Source organism: Nocardia stercoris (assembly GCF_003696265.1).
Taxonomy (GTDB): domain Bacteria; phylum Actinomycetota; class Actinomycetes; order Mycobacteriales; family Mycobacteriaceae; genus Nocardia; species Nocardia stercoris.
Genome location: NZ_RFFH01000001.1, coordinates 627,039 through 643,665 on the forward strand (window position 1 = coordinate 627,039; position 16,627 = coordinate 643,665).

Below are 16,627 nucleotides of genomic sequence, written 5' to 3' on the forward strand. Positions count from 1 at the left end.
GAGTGAAGAATCGGCGAACGGATGGGGCGGCTTGGCGACGAATTGGACAACAGTTCAGTTGGGGCGCGCGGGGTTTCGGCTCGGCCTGGCACACGTTGCAATTTCATAGCCGTTCCGGCATCACCCTTCGCCGCTGCGACCACCGCGCACCGGGCACACTGAGGGGGATGAAACTGCCCGAACTTCCCGACCTTCCGGTGCGCGCGGACCTGCCCCGGATCACCGAGACGCTGACCACCGCCGGTGCCGCGGTGCTGGTGGCGCCCCCGGGCACCGGCAAGACCACCCTGGTGCCGTTGGCGCTGGCCGCGGCCCTGCCCGGCCGGGTCGTGGTCGCCGAACCGCGCCGGATCGCCGCCCGCGCCGCCGCCGCGCGCATGGCCGCGCTGCTCGGCGAAAAGGCGGGTGCCACAGTCGGTTACGCGGTTCGTGGCGAGCGCAGAGTAGGCCCGGACACCCGGATCGAGGTGGTCACGTCCGGCTTGCTGGTCCGCCGGCTGCAGCACGACCCCGAGCTCACCGGCACCACCCTCGTCATGCTCGACGAATGTCACGAACGCCAGCTCGACGCGGACCTGTTGCTGGCGCTGTTGCTCGACGCGCGCGACGGCCTGCGCCCCGACCTGCGGCTGCTGGCCACCTCGGCGACCGTCGCCGCCACCCGCCCCGCGGAACTGCTGGGCAGCGGTACCCCGGCGCCGATCCTCGAGGTGCGTGGCCGGGCCCATCCGGTAGAGCTGAGCTACCTGCCGTCCCTGCCGCGGGAGCGGGTCGAGGCGCACGTCGCGCGCGCCACCCGCGCCGCCCTCGCCGCGACTACCGGCGACGTCCTGGTGTTCCTGCCGGGAGTTCCCGAAATAACCAGGGTCGCAGGTCTTTTGAGCGATCTCGCCGCGGTGGACGTGCTGCCGCTGCACGGCCGGCTCAGCGCGGCCGCGCAGGACCGCGCGCTGCGGCCCGGCGCCCGGCGGCGCGTCGTGCTGGCCACCGCGGTCGCCGAGACCAGCCTCACCGTGCCCGGGGTGCGCGCGGTGGTGGACAGCGGGCTGGCCCGGGTGCCGCGGGTCGACCACCGGCGCGGCCTGGCCGGGCTGGCCACGGTCCGGGTCTCGGCGGCAGTGGCCGAACAGCGGGCCGGCCGCGCCGGCCGCGAGGCACCCGGCCACGCGTGGCGGTGCTGGCCCGAGTACGAACACACCACCCTGCCCGCCTATCCCGACCCGGAACTGCGCACGGCCGAATTGACCACGCTGGCACTGGAACTGGCGTGCTGGGGGACCCCCGACGGTAGCGGCCTGGCCTGGTGGGACCCGCCACCGGCCGGCGCGCTGGCCGCCGGCCGGGAAGTGCTGGCCACCCTCGGCGCGCTCGACGACACCGGCGCGGTCACCACCCGCGGGCGCCGGATGGCGGAGGTCGGCCTGCATCCGCGGCTGGCGCGGGCCCTGCTCGACGGTGCCGCCGAACTCGGGGCCCGGCCGGCAGCGGAGGTGGTGGCCGTCCTCGACGACGACGGCCTGATCTCCGGCACCGATCTGGTGACCGGATTGCGCGCGCTGCGCCGGGACCGCCCCGCGCGCTGGGTGCGCGAGGTCGATCGCCTGGTCCGCAGGGTCGAGCGGGAGGGCACGGAACCTGTTGCGGTGAAAGATGATCCAGCGTTCGTGGTGGCGCTGGCCCACCCCGAACGGCTGGCCCGCCGCCGGGCGCCCGGCTCCGCGAGCTATCTGCTGGCCGGCGGAACCGCCGTGACCCTGCCCGGCGGGGACGGGCCGGAATGGCTGGCCGTCGCGATCGCCGACCGCGACCCGGGACGGGCCGAGGGCCGGATCCGGCTGGCCGCACCCGCCGACGAACAGCTCGCCCGGGTCGCGGCACCCCACCTGCGCACCACGACCGACGAAGTCGACTGGGTCGACGGCGATGTCGTCACCCGCCGGGTCACCAGATTCGGCGCGATCACGCTGGCGGAGAACCCGATTCGCGATCCCGACCCCGCCCTGGTGGCAGCCGCGCTGCGCCGCGGCCTGCAAGCGGAAGGGATCGGGCTGCTGCGCTGGGACGCCGCTGCCGCCACACTGCGGCAGCGGCTCGACCTGCTCCGGCGCACGCACGGCGACCCCTGGCCCGACGTGAGCGACGAAGCGCTGCTGGCCGACCCGCAATCCTGGCTCGGCCCCGACCTGGACTCGGCGCGGCGGCGCGCCGACCTGGCCCGCATCGACGCCGGGCAGGCCCTGCGCCGGCTGCTACCGTGGCCGGACGCGGCCCGCCTCGACGAACTGGTCCCCGAGCGGATCACGGTGCCTTCCGGTAGCCGCGTGTGCATCGACTATTCCTGTGACCCACCGGTTCTCGCGGTGCAGGTGCAGGAGATCTTCGGCTGGGCCGAACTGCCCCGGCTGGCCGGCGGCCGAATCTCGTTGCTGCTGCACCTGTTGTCGCCGGCCCGGCGACCGGTGGCGGTCACGGCCGATCTGGCCTCGTTCTGGCGGACGGGCTGGCCGCAGGTTCGATCGGATCTGCGTGGCCGCTACCCGAAACACGCCTGGCCGGAGGATCCGGCGACGGTGGCCCCCCATCGCGGTACCGCGCGCAACGCTCGCTGAATCGCCGTGGCGATGTAGGGGATTCGCGCGTCCGCCGCGCGGCCGCGGTGCTCAGACCTCCAGGTCCTCTTCGATGCTCTTGAGCCGGTGGCGGGCCAGCGCCAGGTTGGCCCGGCCGCGGTCCAGCGCCAGATACAGGAACAGCCCCTTGGACTTGCGGCCGGTCAGCGGCCGAATGAGGTGGTACTGGTTGGTCAGGGTGATGAGGATGTCCTCGATGCCCTCGTTGAGACCCAACTGCTCGATGGTGCGCATCTTGGCCCGCACCACCTCGGTGTTGCCCGCCGCGGCGATCTGCAGATCGAGGGCCTTGGAGCTGCCGAGCGCGCCCAGCGCCATGCCGCTGTTGTAGTCGACGACCGCGGCACCGAGGGCACCGTCGATCGTCATCATGTCTTTCAGGGCCAGATCAATATTCGACATTCGTCGATTCCTTTCATTCGGTTTCCAGCGGTTGCCCGTTGCGGGCGTCGGTGGTCGTCAGGGCGCTCAGCCGGGCGGCGATGGCGCGGGCCGCGGGCCGCGATTCCAGGTGCAGGCGGCCGATGTTCACCTCGGGCGCGGCCAGGACGGTCAGGGCTGTCCAGCCGGCCGCGTAGATGACCACGTGCCCGCCGCTGCCGTTGACCACGACCTCCTGGAAGGAGCCACCGTGCGCGGTGGTCACCAGGCGATAGGACAGCGCCAGCTGGGTGGCGGTCATGGCGGCCATCCCGGTGGGTTCCAGGTGGTCGGGGAGGTCGTGGGCAATGAGCAGGCCGTCGTTGGAGGCCACCAGGGTTCCGGTCAGCCGTGGGATGCGGTCGCGCAGGGCCTTCAGCTCCGCCAGTACGGCGCCGTCAGGCTCGGGTCCGGTCATCGCCACTTTGGTTCGCCTTCCCATCCAGTCGCCGAGCAGTTTTCTCCGCACGGTCAATCGAGGTCCTCCAGCGCGGCCTGCAACCGGACGAGCAGATCCCGGTCGACGGGATCCCATTGCGGCTGCGGACGTTCCCTGGGTACGGGTGCGGGAGACCGGGCGGGCAGCGGCCCGTCACCGGCCGGCCCGTAGCTCTCGTAGGGGCCGGAGATGCGGGGCCGGCGGCGCGCCAGCGGGCGCAGGCCGTCGGCGACCGGGACGGTGTCCGGGGCGGGCGCGATCGGCGCCAGGTCGGCCGGGCGCTCCACCAGTCCGCTCGCGGTCATGGTGCGGACCGCCTCGAGGCAGCCGTAGGTGGTGCGGCCCAGGTCCCGGGCGATGTCGGCGATGCTGCGGCGGCCGTCGGCGGCGGCGAGCACCTCGACTTCGCTCGCGGTCAGGGCCACCCGGTTGCGCCGGATGTGCCGCACCGGGACGACGGGCGCGCAGTCCACCAGGTCGGCGGGCCACGGCCCGTCCTGCGGGTCGCTGCGGCGGGCGCATTCCCGGACCAGCACGTGTGGGGTCACCCGGCACACCGGTGCCAGCCAATGTGCCGGGGAGGGACGGAATTCCGGGATCACCGGCTCGGCCAGCAGGAAGTAGGCGGCGTCGAACACCGACAGCAGGGCCAGGCTCTCCAGGCGCGGTCGGCCCAGGACCCGGCTCGGGTCGCCGGCGCGGGCGCGCTGCCAGTCCTCGGCGGTGGCGACCCCGGATTCGACGACGAGCCGGTCCAGTCCGGTCGTGCGCCGGCAATCCGCGGAGACGATCGCGCCACCGGCGAGATGGAATGCGCCGTCGCCGGCGCACAGCACACCCGTACGTTCCTCGGTTTCCAGACGCCGCAATGCGGTCGCCAATGTGGCGGTCATATCGTGGCCCGGGGACCGCTCGGCGTGAATTCGGCAAGAATGCTCCGGAGCTGGAATCGTGCCATCCCCAAATTCCCCGTGACGTCGTCGAACAGGATGTGGACGAACAGCCGGGCGCCGAAATCGCTGCCCACGAATTTCATGATGTGATATCCGCTGGTGCCGCAGATGATGACCTCGTCGATATCGTCGGCGGGGTCGGCGGAGGCCAGCCCCGTGCAGGTGAGCACTGCCCTGACCACATCGGTGGTGGTCGCCGCGACCTCGTGCTGATCGGCCGGTTCGTGCCGGCCGACCGCGGCGACGGCCAGGCCGCTGTCGGCGTCGACCAGTGTCACATTGCGTGCCCCGGGAATCTCGATGATCCGTCCGAGGCAGACATCGATACCGATCACCCTGCCACCGTCTGTAGTGCTGTCGTCGTACGCGGAGTGACGCTACACAATTGCCCGGACGCATGAGTGCGAATTCACTGATGTTTACGCACGGTAGCTCCCGTGGCCATTGTCGTGCGTAAAAAGAAATACCCGTCGGTATTTACTGAGGCGAGGGTACGAAACGAACCACGCAGAAATTCGGTCCGGGGGAATATCCGGAGAATGCGAAAAGGCCCGGTGTGACGGCGTTATGCCGTCACACCGGGCCTCGAGCGGGCGATCAGCGGAGCAGGCCGTGCAGTACCGCGACACCGGCGGTCAGCGCGGCACCGCCGGTGACCCAGGAGGTTTCGGCCGGTTGCTGGGTCAGCAGCACCACCGCGTAGCGAAGCGGATACTCGGGGTCCACACCGACCAGTCCGGTGGTGTCCAGCGTCGTGGAATCGTCGAGGGTCATCCAGCCCTGCTTGATGGCCCAGCTGTGCCCGGTCAGCCCGCTCGGGATCCCGAAGAACTGGTTGGTGCCGTCGCCGGCGATCTCGTTGGTACCGCGCAGCGAGCCCAGGATCAGGGCACGGTCCCGCGACGGGATCTTGCTCTCGATGTACTGGTAGAGGGTGACGACGTCGGCCGGCGTGGTGCGCGTCTCGCCCCACTCGTACTGGTCGTCGGGAGCCTGGGTGCCGGTCAGCCCGACCAGCGCCACCGTGCGGTCCACGATCGCGGTGCCGCCGTTGGTATCCCACAGCTGGTTGGCGATGTCGTCGTCGCTGGCTTCCAGCATGCGGCGGATCAGGGCTTCGCGGTCCGGGTCGGGCTGCCAGTCGCGGGACTGCAGATCGTCCAGCGCGATCATCAGTTTCACCACCGACGCGGTGTAGAACTGCTTGTCGGTGTTCAGGGCGGCCAGCACGGTACCGGTCTGGGTGTCGACCACCTCGATGCCGATGTCCGAGCCGGGGGAGACGGCATTGACCGCGTCGGCCATCTGCTGGGCGATGCCGGTCGGGGCGGGCTGCGCCGACGTGGCAGGCGCCGACGTGGTGGCCGGTGCCGTGGTCTCGGCGGGGGGCGCGGCTTCGGTCGTGGTCGTGGGGAGCGCGGTGTCCGTGGTGGTCGGCGTCGCGGAGTCGGTGGGCGCCGTGGTGGACGTCGGGACGGTCACGGTGGTGGTCGGAGCCGGCAGCGCGGGATCTACCGCGACATCGTGTGCGGCGCCGGGCAGCTGGCCCGCGGCGATCGAGTCGTCGTTCGAAAACGGCTGGGGTGCAACGGCACCCGCGACGGCGTGCTCGAGAGATTGCAGCGGTCCACCGGCGGGCGCGGGTCCGGCCGGTGCCTCGGCCGAGCCGGGGTCATGCGGGGCGTGGTTGTCCGCCAACGCTTTCGGCAGCATGATCATGCCCACCAGCACTGCTGCCGCGACTGTTCCCCCGACCCGTAGCCATAGTGACCACCCCCGGTTCCCGTCGACAACACGGGCTTTCACCGTACTCATACGCTAATGATCGTCCTGTTGCTGTGTCCACCTCGAGATGCCGGTGACAGTTCGATGTCGGTCCGTGAACATCACATCACCCCGTCCGGAATATTTCCGAACGGCGAGAAGTGCTGTGCGGGCCGCGATCTCGATGAACCGGCTCCGGAAGAATGTACCTGGTACAGCCCTCGGATGTCGCACCAAGGGGCAGCCCGGGCGCTCAGCAGGGAGTTTGCCCGGGCCTTCGGGCAGGATGGTGGAAGTGTCGAGTTACAACGAGATTTCGGGTCAGAGCCTGGAGCGGATCCGAGCGTTGAGCGACGGGGTGTTCGCCGTCGCCATGACGCTGCTGGTCCTGGATGTGAAACTGCCGGCGGGCGTGGGCGACACCGACGCGCAGCTGTGGCACGCGGTGGCCGACCTCGCCCCGAAGTTCACCGCCTACCTGCTGAGTTTCACCATGCTGGGCCTGTTCTGGCTGGCGCAGCACACCCTGCTGGCGCTGCCGATCCGCTCCGACCGGCCGTTCACCCTGACCCAGCTGGGCTTCCTGTTCGTGGTGACCCTGCTGCCGTTCAGCGCGGCGGTCCTGGCCGAACATCCGCACACCCGAGTGGCGATCGGCCTGTACTGGCTGAACCTGCTGCTGATGGGACTGATGTTGGCGGTCGGCCGCACCTACATGGTCAAGGCCGGCCACGTACCGGACGAACAGCTCGATGACGCGACCGCCTACCTGGATCGGCTGGTCCTGGCGCAGACGCTGTACGCCCTGTCGGCGGCGCTGTGCTTCGCCGACCCGATCTACAGCATCGTCGCCCTGCTGCTGGCCCAGAGCGTCTTCCTGGTCTCGCCGCCGCGCCTGCCGCGCTTTATTACGCGCCGGTGAGCACGAAGTCGCCGTCCTCCTGCCCCGAGAGCATGGTCAGCATCGTGGCGCGGTCGAACGGCAGCAGGTCGATGAAACCCTCCTCGGTGAAGTACCAGGAGTTGCAGCCGGTGTTCCACACGGTGGGGCCGAGCGCGGAGGCGACCTCCGCGTTGAAGCGGGCGGTGGCGGCCTCGGTCACCTCGACAATGTCGAATTCCCCGGCGCGGTAGCGCTCCAGCCAGCCCACGATGTAGCGGGCGGTGACCTCGGCGGCGTCGTGCAGCGGGATCGAACCGGTCGGCGAGTTCGGGCCGAGCACGGTGAACAGGTTCGGGAAACCGGGGATCGCGGTCATCCGGTAGGCATGCGGGCCCTTCGCCCAGGCGTCGTCGATCGAAAGCCCGTCGCGGCCACGCAGATTTATCGGGCGCATGTAGTCGTGGGGGCGGAAACCGGTGGCCAGGACGATGACGTCGACCTCGTGTTCGCGGCCGTCGGCGGTGACGACTGCGTTCGCGGTGACCCGCTCGATCGGCGCGGTCACCAGCTCCGCGTTGCGGGCCTTGACCGCGCGGTAGTAGGTGCCCGACAACACCTGCCGCTTGCACAGCGGCTGGTAGTCGGGGGTCAGTTCGGTGCGCAGCGCGGGGTCGAGGATCTGGGTGCGCAGGCTGAGGCGGGCGTAGGCTTGCACCGCCTTGCGTCGCCAGCTCGGCCGGGTCACCACGTCGGTGAACAGCCGCGACGCCTGTAGCCCGGCCTGGTACAGGGCCCGGTTGGCCCGGGGCAGCCGTTGCAGCACCGCGCCGAGCAGTTTCGGCTGTGGCAACCACATGGGCGCCCAGATCACCCACTGCGGGGTGCGGACGAAGTGCGCCAGCCGTGCCGCCTTCGGCTGCAGCGCCGAAACCACTTGCACGCCGGTGGATCCGGTGCCGATCACGGCGATCCGACGGCCGTCGGTGACCAGGTCGTCGTCCCAGCGCGCGGTGTGCACGACGTCGCCGGCGAAGGTGTCGAGGCCCTCGATCGGCGGGGTGAACGGGTGGTGCAGCACGCCGGTGGCCGCGATCACGAACTCGGCCTCGAACTCCGCGCCGTCGCCGGTGCGGACTTGCCATGTGCGGCCGTCGAATTCGGCGGACACCACCTCGGAGTTCAGCCGGATCCACGGCCGCAGACCGTATTCGTCGACCACGTCGGCGAGGTAGCGCTGGATCTCGGGGCCCGGCGCGAAGATTCGCGACCAGTCGGGCTTGGGAGCGAATCCGAACTGGTACAGCGTCGAGGGCACGTCGCAGGTCAGGCCGGGGTAGTGGTTCCAGTGCCAGACACCGCCGACGTCGGAGCCCTTCTCCAGGACGGTGACCTTGTGGAAACCGGCCCGCTGCAAGGTGATCGCGGTGGCGATGCCGGAGACGCCGGCCCCGATGACGATGATCCGGGTGGTACGCGGGGAGTTCACGTGCTGCTTCCTCAGGGGAGTTCGGGGGAGTCGGCGGCGCGCCGGTTGCGGGCCTGCTCTTCGATGGCCTGCTCGTACGCGCCGCGCACGTCGTGATCCACCTGGGTCAGCGCACGCCGGTCGCCGAGGATCCGGCGGCCCAGCCGCATCAGGGTCTCGGGGGTGACCGCCTGCAGCAGATCCCAGCCGGCGAGGTAGCCGGGGACCGGGATCTCGGCGCGGCGGTTGCGCACACTGTCGACGATGGCGCGGGCGACGTCCTCGGGGTCGACGGTCGGCATCCCGTGGCCGAGTGGCACTCCCGACGACAGTCGGGTACGCACCGCGCTGGGCAGGATAGCCGAAACGCTCACGCCGGTGTCGGCGTACTCGGCGCGCACGGCGCCGCTGAGGCCGACCGCGGCGAACTTGCTGGCGTTGTAGACCGCCATGCCGGGCACGACCAGCTTGCCGGCCATCGAGGCGACGTTGACGATGTGTCCGCGGCCGCGGGAGATCATGTGCGGCAACGCGATCCGCATGCCGTGCAGCGGGCCCCAGACGTTGACGTCGATGGTGGTGCGGCTGACGCCGTCGTCCTCGGCGAGGAAGTCGCCCAGTGGCATGACGCCGGCGTTGTTGACCAGGATGTCGAGCCGCCCGGCGGTACCGATGACGGTCTCGACGAAGGCGGTGAAGCTCGCGCGGTCGGTGACGTCGAGCGGCAGTCCCTGTGCGCCGGAACCGATCTCGGCGGCGGTGGCGGCCGCTGCGGTGGCGTCGAGATCGCCCAGGAAGACCGTGGCGCCCTGCGCGGCGAAGCGGATGGCGGTGGCGCGGCCGATGCCGCGGGCGCCGCCGGTCACCGCGACGACGGCGCCGTCGAGCGGGATGTTCGGATAGGGCATCGGAGGTTCCGTTCCAGTTTGAGAGACCGTCGGTATTCGAATGCCAACGGTATGGTGAGTCCGTGGGTATGTCAATGCGATACCATGCGCACATGGCCCGATTGACCCGCGCGGAAAGCCAGGCCCAGACCAGGGCGCAGCTGCTCGAGACGGCCCGGCAGCTGTTCTTCGCCGACGGCTACCACGCCACCACCCTGGAAAAGGTGGCCGACGCCGCCGGCTTCTCGAAGGGCGCGGTCTACTCGAACTTCCGCAACAAGGACGAGCTGTGCGCCGCGGTCCTGGACGAGGTCCGGGCCGAGAACATCGCCGAAGTCCTGGAGCTGACCGCCGCCGCCGACTCCGGCGACCGGCTGGACCTGTTCCGGGCCTGGGCGCAACGGGTCATCGGCGATCCGGGCTGGACCACCCTCGAAGCGGAGTTCGCTGCACACGCCCGCCGTGACGACGCGTTGCGCGGTGAATTGGCGGCCCGGATCGACGGGGTGGTCTCCATGCTGGTCGCGGGCGTCAGCACACTCGACGACGTGCAGCCACAGCTGCCCACGCGCGAGCTCGCCACCGTGGTGCTGGCGGCCGGCGTCGGCCTGGGCATGTTCCGCGCGATCGATCCGACCGTGCCGGTGGACGGCCTGGTCGACATTCTCGGGATGCTGATCGGCCGCCCGGCTCCCGCCCGGCCCGCGAGCTGAGCCGGCTCAGAAGTCGGTGACGACCTCGAACTCGGAACCATTGGCGACCGCGAGGTGAATGTGCTGGCGCGCCTGGGCGTGCCGGAACTCCACTGTGCCGCGCGGACCCGAATACGCGGTGCCGTCCAGCGCCGGTGCCATGGCCGGTGCGGTGAAGCTCCCGGTGCGTTCGATCATCGACGACAGCAATCGGATTCCCTCGTAACAGGATTCGGCCGGGCCGCCGATGACCGGCGCGAAACGGCCGTGCAGTGCCGTGTAGCGGGCATGCAGGTCGGCGGCGTCGGCGTCGCGTTGTGAGTCGAAGAACCCGGCCGCGGACATCAGGCCGGTGGTGTTGGCGGCACCGGTGGCGAGGAGCATGTTCTCGTCCATGAGCGGGCTGAACCGCATCAGCGTCGTGTCCAGTCCGCGATGGGCGAAGGTGCGGTTGAACCGGACCGCGTCCTGGCCGAGCAGCAGCATGAGGACGGCCTGGCAGTCGGCCTGCGCGACCCGCTCGACCAGGGCGGTCACCGCGCCGCCGACCGGCACGAACGCGCCGCCGACGAGTTCCAGGCCCAGATCCCCGGCGAACTTCCGGACCTCGGTCATGGTGTCGCGGGGCCACACGTAGTCGGAGCCGACGACGAACCATTTCCGGATCCCGGCGAAGTCGCGCATCCAGCGCATGGCCGGTTCCAGCTGGATCTGCGGGGTCTCGCCGGTGCAGTAGACGCCCGGGTGCGTTTCGCCGCCCTCGTACAGCGCCGTGTAGGCGTAGGGGATCCGGCCCGAGACCATCGGTGCGAGGGTGTTGCGGATATCGGAGGTGTGCCAGCCGCTGATCGCGTCGATCGCGCCGGCCGCCATCAGTTCCTCGATCCGTCGCGCCACCGTGGTGGGTCCGGCGGCGCCGTCGACGATCTCGATCTCGACCTCGCGGCCCAGGATGCCGCCCGCGGTGTTGAGTTCGCGCGCGGCCAGCTCGGCGACCGCCTCGCACGACGGGCCGATGATGCCTGCGGGCCCCTGCTGCGGGACCACGAGTGCCAGGCGCCAGACATCGTTCCGGGCGGGCAGGGCGAGGGTGCTGGTCATGGGGACTCCTCGAAAGTCGACTGCACGCGCGTGAGCGCGTACCCAGTCATTGGATTATCGAGGGAGGTCCTGGCTCGTGCAACCGATCAGCTATCTGCTCACTATTCGGTGGGAGGTGATCGGAGGAGTGGTGGCATACGGGTGTCACCGGAATCATTTCCGATCGAGAATAGTTTTCGGGCGGGTTGAGTCTGGCTAATATCGGCAGGTCAGTTAGGTATTTTTGGATCGTTTTCCGTTGTCAGTAGGGAAATCTCCGCCCGGATGCGGGGTCGCAGACGGGCTCTGGATGCGCGGTTCCGGCAGGCACGGCCGTGACCGGAGCCAGTGGGATATGTCTCCAGCTGCCCGGCCTCAGTTAATTCGAATTCGTAGCATCTTTACAGCAAATTAACGGGTCACAGGCAAGCGTCGTCGAGATCGAGCGTCGTTCGGTCCAGGGAATCCAGCACATCGAACCGGTATCCGGTCGCGGGCAGTTCGAAACGGAAGAAATAGCGGGCCGCCGCGCGCTTACCGTCGTGGAACGGGGTCTGCTTGCCGTGCGCGGCCAGCTCGAGTTCCAGCCAGATCCAGGCCAGCACGATATGCCCGGCGGCCTCCAGGTAGAGCGCGGAATTGGCCAGCGCCAGCCGCGGATCGCCGGTGCCCCACAGCCGCGCGGTCGTCGCCGCGAGGCGCTCGGCGGCCGCGGCCAGCAGGTCCGCGTGAGCGGCGAGCTCGGCGTCGCCGGTGGCCCGCGCGGCGGTCACCGTCGCGTCGATCGTCGCCACCAGGGTGGCCAGCGCGGCACCGTTCTCCGCCACCACCGCGCGGCCCAGCAGATCCATGCTCTGGATGCCGTGGGTGCCCTCGTGGATCGGGTTCAGGCGGTTGTCGCGATAGTGCTGTTCGACGTCGTAGTCGCGGGTGTATCCGGCGCCGCCGAGGATCTGGATGGCGAGATCGTTACCGATCAGGCACCACTGGCTGGGCCAGCTCTTGGCGATCGGGACCAGCACCCGCAGCAGCCGGTCCGCGCGCTGCCGCTCGGGCTCGGTATCGATGCTGTGCTGGTCGTCGATCAGCCGGGAGCAGTACAGCTGAAGTGCCAGCGCGCCTTCGGCATACGACTTCTGGGCGAGCAGCATCCGCCGCACGTCCGGGTGCTCGACGATCGGCACCTCCGGCCCGGATTTGTCGCCGGCCGCCCGGCCTTGGGGCCGATTACGCGCGTAGGCAAGGGATTTCAGGTACCCGGTGTAGCCGAGCGAGGTGGCGATCAGGCCGATCCCCAGCCGCGCCTCGTTCATCATGTGGAACATGCAGGCCAGACCGCGGTTCTCCGTTCCGACCAGATAGCCGACCGCACCGGCGGCCCCGCCCGGAGTGAACGCGCCGTCGCCGAAAACCGGTGCGGTATTGACGGTTCCACGCCAGCCCATCTTGTGGTTGATCCCGGCCAGCACCACGTCGTTGCGCTCGCCCACGCCGCCGTCGGCGGCGGGCAGGAACTTGGGCACGACGAACAGCGAGATGCCCCGGGTGCCCGCGGGCGCGCCCGGGATCCGGGCCAGCACGAGGTGCACGATGTTCTCGCTGATGTCCTGGTCGCCGCCGGAGATCCACATCTTGCGCCCGAACAGCCGGTAACTGCCGTCCGCCTGCGGTACCGCGCGGGTGGTGATCCCGGCCAGATCGGAACCAGCCTGCGGCTCCGACAGCGCCATGGTGCCGAACCAGCGGCCCTCGACCTGCGGCCGCACGTAGGTGTCGATCTGTTCGGGAGTGCCGTGGGCGGCGAGCAGATTCGCATTGCCCATGGTGAGCATGAGGTAGGAGGTGGTGGCCGCGTTGGCGGCGTAGAACCAGCTCAGGCAGGCGTTGTAGACCGTCTGCGGCAGCTGGGCGCCGCCGAGGCTCTCGTCCATGGGGGCGCCGATCAGCCCCGCGTCGCGGAAGGCCGCCAGCGCCCGGCCCACCGCGGGCAGCGTGTGCACCTGCTCGCCGTCGAAAGTCGGCTCGTGCAGGTCGCTTTCGCGATTGTGCGGGGCGAAGTACTGGGTCGCGAGCTGCTCGCTGAGTTCGAGCAGCTGATCGAAGGTCTCGCGGCTGTGTTCCCGGAACCGTTCGCGCTCGGTCAGGGCCGAGACGTCGAGCCATTCGTGGAGCAGGAACTCGATATCGCGCGCGGACATGATCTGCGATTCCATGCGTCCATCCTCGTGACCGCCGCAACCGGGCGCAACGTTATGCCGGTACCCGCAGACCCTCGAACATCACGGACCGGAGTCGGTCGGCCGACTCCGGCGAGTGCTCGCAGCTCGCGCCGATGCCGTTGGCCAGCCGGAGCAGGTCGAGCGGTTCCAAGTCGTCGCGGATCTCGCCGGCGGCGACCGCGCGGTTCATCAGCGATCCGCCGGCCTCGACGAGCAGCTTGCGGCACAGGGTGAAGGTCTCGGAGGTCGGATCGATGGCCGCCTTGAGGGCGAGCGCCAGGCTGCGTTGGTGCAGGTAGAAGTTCGAGACCTCGGTCAGCCAGCGGCGGACGGCCTGCCCGGGGGTGTCGGAGTCCGCCTCGAACTCCGCGGCCAGGCCGGCCAGGGTCTCGATGCTGGACCGGTAGACCGCCTCGATCAGCGTGTCCCGATTCGGGAAGTGGCGGTACAGGGTTCCGGGCCCGACCCCGGCGCGCCGGGCGATCTCGTCGAGCGGCGCGTCGATGCCGTCGGTGCCGAACACCTCGCGGGCGCAGGTCAGCAGCCGCTCGCGATTGCGGCGGGCATCGGCGCGCATCGGCCGGTCCGGCGTCGGTTCGTCCACGGCGGTCCTTGTCTACGTCACCCCGATACGTTCGGGCTGGAAACGGAGAGACTCTCCGAATAGACTTGCGGAATCGGAGGGTCTGTCCATATGCTAACTCCATCCTAAACGGAGATAGTCTCCGTTTAGTGCCCCGGACGGAGATCCTCTTGACCACCACCGTGCTCGAACCGGAGCGCCGGGTCCGCCCACGTTCCGAACTCGTCCTGATCACGCTGCTGACCTGCCAATTGATGATCGTGCTCGACGTGACCGTCATGAATGTGGCGCTGCCGCGCATCCGCACCGATCTGCACTTCACCCCCACCGGGCTGTCCTGGGTCATGGACGCCTACACCCTCACCTTCGGCGGCCTGCTGCTGCTGGGCGGCCGCGCCGGCGACCTGTTCGGCCGCCGCCGGCTGTTCCTGGCCGGCATCGGCCTGTTCACCCTCGCCTCGCTCGCCGGCGGCCTCGCACCCACCGCGGGCTGGCTGCTCGCCTCCCGGGTCGCGCAGGGAATCGGCGGCGCCATGGCCGGACCCAACACCCTGGCCCTGCTCACCACCACCTTCAGTGAACCCGCCCGCCGCATCCGCGTCCTGGCCCTGTTCTCCGGAATGTCCAGTGCCGGTTTCGCGATCGGCCTGATCGTCGGCGGCCTGCTCACCGAGTGGTTCGGCTGGCGCTCGGTGATGTTCATCAACGTGCCGTTCGGTGTGGCCATCGCACTGCTCGGCATGGCGGTGCTGCCCGAGGCGCCCCGGCGCGCCGCCCGGCTCGACCTGCCGGGCGCGGTGACCGCGACCGCGGGTGTGGCAACCCTGGTATACGGCTTCATCAGCGCGGCCGCCGACGGCTGGGGCAACACCACCACGATCAGCGCGCTGCTGGCAGGCGGCGTGCTGCTGTCGGCGTTCGTCGCGCTCGAACTGCGCCACGAACAGCCGCTGCTGCCACTGCACCTGTTCACCGACCGCACCCGGGCCGCCGCCTACGCGAATATGTTCCTGGGCCCCATGGCCGGTATGTCGATGTTCTTCTTCGTCACCGAGTATCTGCAGGAAGTGCGCAAGATGAGCGCGCTGGCAACCGGATTCGCGTTCCTGCCCACCGCGATCCTGATGTTCGCCATGATCCGGCTGGTGCCGCGGCTGCTGCCCCGCCTGGGCCCCAAGCCGCTCGCCCTCACCGGGACCCTGTCGATGGCAGCCGGTTTGGCGCTCCTCACGCGCCTGACCGACCACAGCGGCTACTTCCCGCTGTTGTTCGTGGCCATGCTGTTTCTGGGTTGCGGTATCGGACTTGCCTTCTCGCCGCTGAACGTGATCATCATGTCGACCGTCGAACCGGCCGAGGCCGGTGCCGCCGGTGGCGCCCTGCAGACCGTCCAGCAGGTCGGTGCGGCACTGGGGCTGGCGATTCTGGTCACCGTGTTCGGCACCGCCACCCGCGGTGCCACCGGATCGCCGGCCCACATCCTGGTCGGCGGGATCACCACCGCGTTCGGTGCGGCGGTCGTGATCGCGGTACTCACCGTCCTGGTCGCGCTCACCTTCCCGGGCCGGCGGCAGACCCGCTGACCCACGCGGACAACCACTTCGGCCGCGGTCCGCACGGACCGCGGCCGAAGTGGTCGTGCGGGCGAAATGCGGTATCGGGTTTGGGGTGTGGCGCCGCAGCACCTACCATCGTCGCGTCGGTCGAGATCGGCACGCAGAGCGAACTTGTCGGTGCTGTGCGGCATGCTCTTGGCACGCAGAAATCCACGAGCATGCCCCCGGAGTGCACCATGTCGTCCCGCCGAACCACCCTGCAGTCGTTGTCCGACATCGAGATCGAGCAGATCGCCACCGAGATCGCGGGTGGTCGTCCGCCGATGGTCTGGTTCACCGCGGCGGCGGTCGGCATCCCGGAAGGCCGCTCCGGCAAGGTGATTGCCCTCGGTGACCCGGCCGAGGGAGATTTCCTGCAGGTTCGCCCCACGGGTTCGAAGGACGTGCTGTCCTTCGGTCCCACCGAAGTGACGTTGATCAAGCCGGCGCGCGCCGCCGCCCCGGCGAAACCCGCGGCCAAGGCACAGCCCGCCGCCGCGCGCTCGGGCGGCACCGCCGCCACCGATCCGGATATCGCCTCCAGGAAGGACAACGCTGTGACTCAGCCGTCGACCGTCGTCAGCCCGGCCCCCGTGAGTTCCCCGTCGGTGAGTTCGTCGCTGCCGGCCGACCCGGCGCCCGGCGCCGAGGCCAAGCCGGCGGCCAAGCCCGCCGGGCAACGGGCCGCCAAGGCCCCGGCGTCGGGGGCGCGCAAGGTCCGCACCGTCGAGGTCATGGTCACCCTGTCCGGCACCGCCGACGGCGAGTGGACCGTCGACGTGGTGAACGGCAAGAAGCGCTCGGTCAAGGGGCTCGTCGTGTCCGGTTCGACGGCCGCCCAGGTGGCCGCCCTGCTGCACCCCGAGGTCGCCGAGGTCGTCGATTCGGTGCTGGAGTCGGTGCGTTCGTCGCAGCGGGCCCGGGTCGAGGCACTGCAGGCCGAACTCGAGAACGCCCGCCGCCTGCTCGACGACCTGTCCTGAACCACGAAGCGCCCGGCCGCTACGGCCGGGCGCT

Annotated in this window: 15 protein-coding genes; 5 read left to right on the top strand and 10 right to left on the bottom strand. The window is 69.9% G+C overall.

The annotated features are described in order from the left end of the window. Positions 1-167: 167 nt before the first annotated feature. Complete coding sequence (gene hrpB / locus EBN03_RS02640; protein ID WP_199742571.1) at positions 168-2,609, top strand: ATP-dependent helicase HrpB; 2,442 nt, start codon at positions 168-170, stop codon at positions 2,607-2,609. 51 nt (positions 2,610-2,660) lie between these two features. On the opposite strand, the gene EBN03_RS02645 is transcribed toward hrpB, so the two are convergent. From EBN03_RS02645 to EBN03_RS02665, 5 genes are all read right to left on the bottom strand, one after another. Beyond that, positions 2,661-3,032 carry a hypothetical protein gene (locus EBN03_RS02645; protein WP_122186186.1) on the bottom strand — a complete coding sequence of 124 codons (372 nt, stop codon included), beginning with the start codon at positions 3,030-3,032 and terminating at the stop codon, positions 2,661-2,663. 13 nt (positions 3,033-3,045) lie between these two features. After that, positions 3,046-3,468, bottom strand: a complete 423-nt coding sequence (locus tag EBN03_RS02650) for a roadblock/LC7 domain-containing protein (protein ID WP_233608069.1) — start codon at positions 3,466-3,468, stop codon at positions 3,046-3,048. A gap of 53 nt (positions 3,469-3,521) precedes the next feature. Continuing rightward, complete coding sequence (locus EBN03_RS02655; protein WP_122186187.1) at positions 3,522-4,382, bottom strand: hypothetical protein; 861 nt, start codon at positions 4,380-4,382, stop codon at positions 3,522-3,524. Next, positions 4,379-4,777, bottom strand: coding sequence for a roadblock/LC7 domain-containing protein (locus EBN03_RS02660; protein ID WP_122186188.1), 399 nt, complete (start codon positions 4,775-4,777; stop codon positions 4,379-4,381). The genes EBN03_RS02655 and EBN03_RS02660 overlap by 4 nt, the downstream gene beginning before the upstream one ends. A gap of 262 nt (positions 4,778-5,039) precedes the next feature. Continuing rightward, positions 5,040-6,257 (bottom strand): serine hydrolase, encoded by a 1,218-nt coding sequence (locus tag EBN03_RS02665; RefSeq protein ID WP_147471438.1) that lies wholly within the window; start codon positions 6,255-6,257, stop codon positions 5,040-5,042. Between the two features lie 244 nt (positions 6,258-6,501). On the opposite strand from EBN03_RS02665, the gene EBN03_RS02670 reads away from it, so the two are divergent. Further along, positions 6,502-7,128 carry a TMEM175 family protein gene (locus tag EBN03_RS02670; RefSeq protein ID WP_158675511.1) on the top strand — a complete coding sequence of 209 codons (627 nt, stop codon included), beginning with the start codon at positions 6,502-6,504 and terminating at the stop codon, positions 7,126-7,128. Here EBN03_RS02670 and EBN03_RS02675 read toward each other — a convergent pair. Continuing rightward, positions 7,115-8,575 carry a flavin-containing monooxygenase gene (locus tag EBN03_RS02675; RefSeq protein ID WP_122186191.1) on the bottom strand — a complete coding sequence of 487 codons (1,461 nt, stop codon included), beginning with the start codon at positions 8,573-8,575 and terminating at the stop codon, positions 7,115-7,117. The two genes, EBN03_RS02670 and EBN03_RS02675, sit on opposite strands and share 14 nt — an antisense overlap. An 11-nt stretch (positions 8,576-8,586) precedes the next feature. After that, positions 8,587-9,462, bottom strand: coding sequence for an SDR family oxidoreductase (locus EBN03_RS02680; protein ID WP_122186192.1), 876 nt, complete (start codon positions 9,460-9,462; stop codon positions 8,587-8,589). Between the two features lie 92 nt (positions 9,463-9,554). Here EBN03_RS02680 and EBN03_RS02685 point away from each other — a divergent pair, with 92 nt between their 5' ends. After that, positions 9,555-10,154 carry a TetR/AcrR family transcriptional regulator gene (locus EBN03_RS02685; RefSeq protein WP_122186763.1) on the top strand — a complete coding sequence of 200 codons (600 nt, stop codon included), beginning with the start codon at positions 9,555-9,557 and terminating at the stop codon, positions 10,152-10,154. 6 nt (positions 10,155-10,160) lie between these two features. Here the strand turns inward: EBN03_RS02685 and EBN03_RS02690 are convergent, their stop codons facing one another. The 3 genes from EBN03_RS02690 to EBN03_RS02700 form a co-directional block, all read right to left on the bottom strand. Continuing rightward, positions 10,161-11,234: a substrate-binding domain-containing protein gene (locus EBN03_RS02690; protein WP_122186193.1), complete on the bottom strand. Its 1,074-nt coding sequence runs from the start codon at positions 11,232-11,234 to the stop codon at positions 10,161-10,163. A 398-nt stretch (positions 11,235-11,632) separates the two neighbouring features. Then, a complete protein-coding gene (locus tag EBN03_RS02695; protein WP_122186194.1) occupies positions 11,633-13,426 on the bottom strand; it encodes an acyl-CoA dehydrogenase in 1,794 nt (597 codons plus the stop codon). Positions 13,427-13,463: 37 nt separating this feature from the next. Continuing rightward, positions 13,464-14,036 carry a TetR/AcrR family transcriptional regulator gene (locus EBN03_RS02700; protein ID WP_233608070.1) on the bottom strand — a complete coding sequence of 191 codons (573 nt, stop codon included), beginning with the start codon at positions 14,034-14,036 and terminating at the stop codon, positions 13,464-13,466. Positions 14,037-14,185: 149 nt separating this feature from the next. Between EBN03_RS02700 and EBN03_RS02705 the strand changes: the two genes are divergently transcribed. Continuing rightward, positions 14,186-15,598 (top strand): MFS transporter, encoded by a 1,413-nt coding sequence (locus tag EBN03_RS02705; protein WP_233608072.1) that lies wholly within the window; start codon positions 14,186-14,188, stop codon positions 15,596-15,598. A 209-nt stretch (positions 15,599-15,807) separates the two neighbouring features. After that, complete coding sequence (locus tag EBN03_RS02710; protein ID WP_122186195.1) at positions 15,808-16,593, top strand: DUF6319 family protein; 786 nt, start codon at positions 15,808-15,810, stop codon at positions 16,591-16,593. Positions 16,594-16,627: the final 34 nt, after the last annotated feature.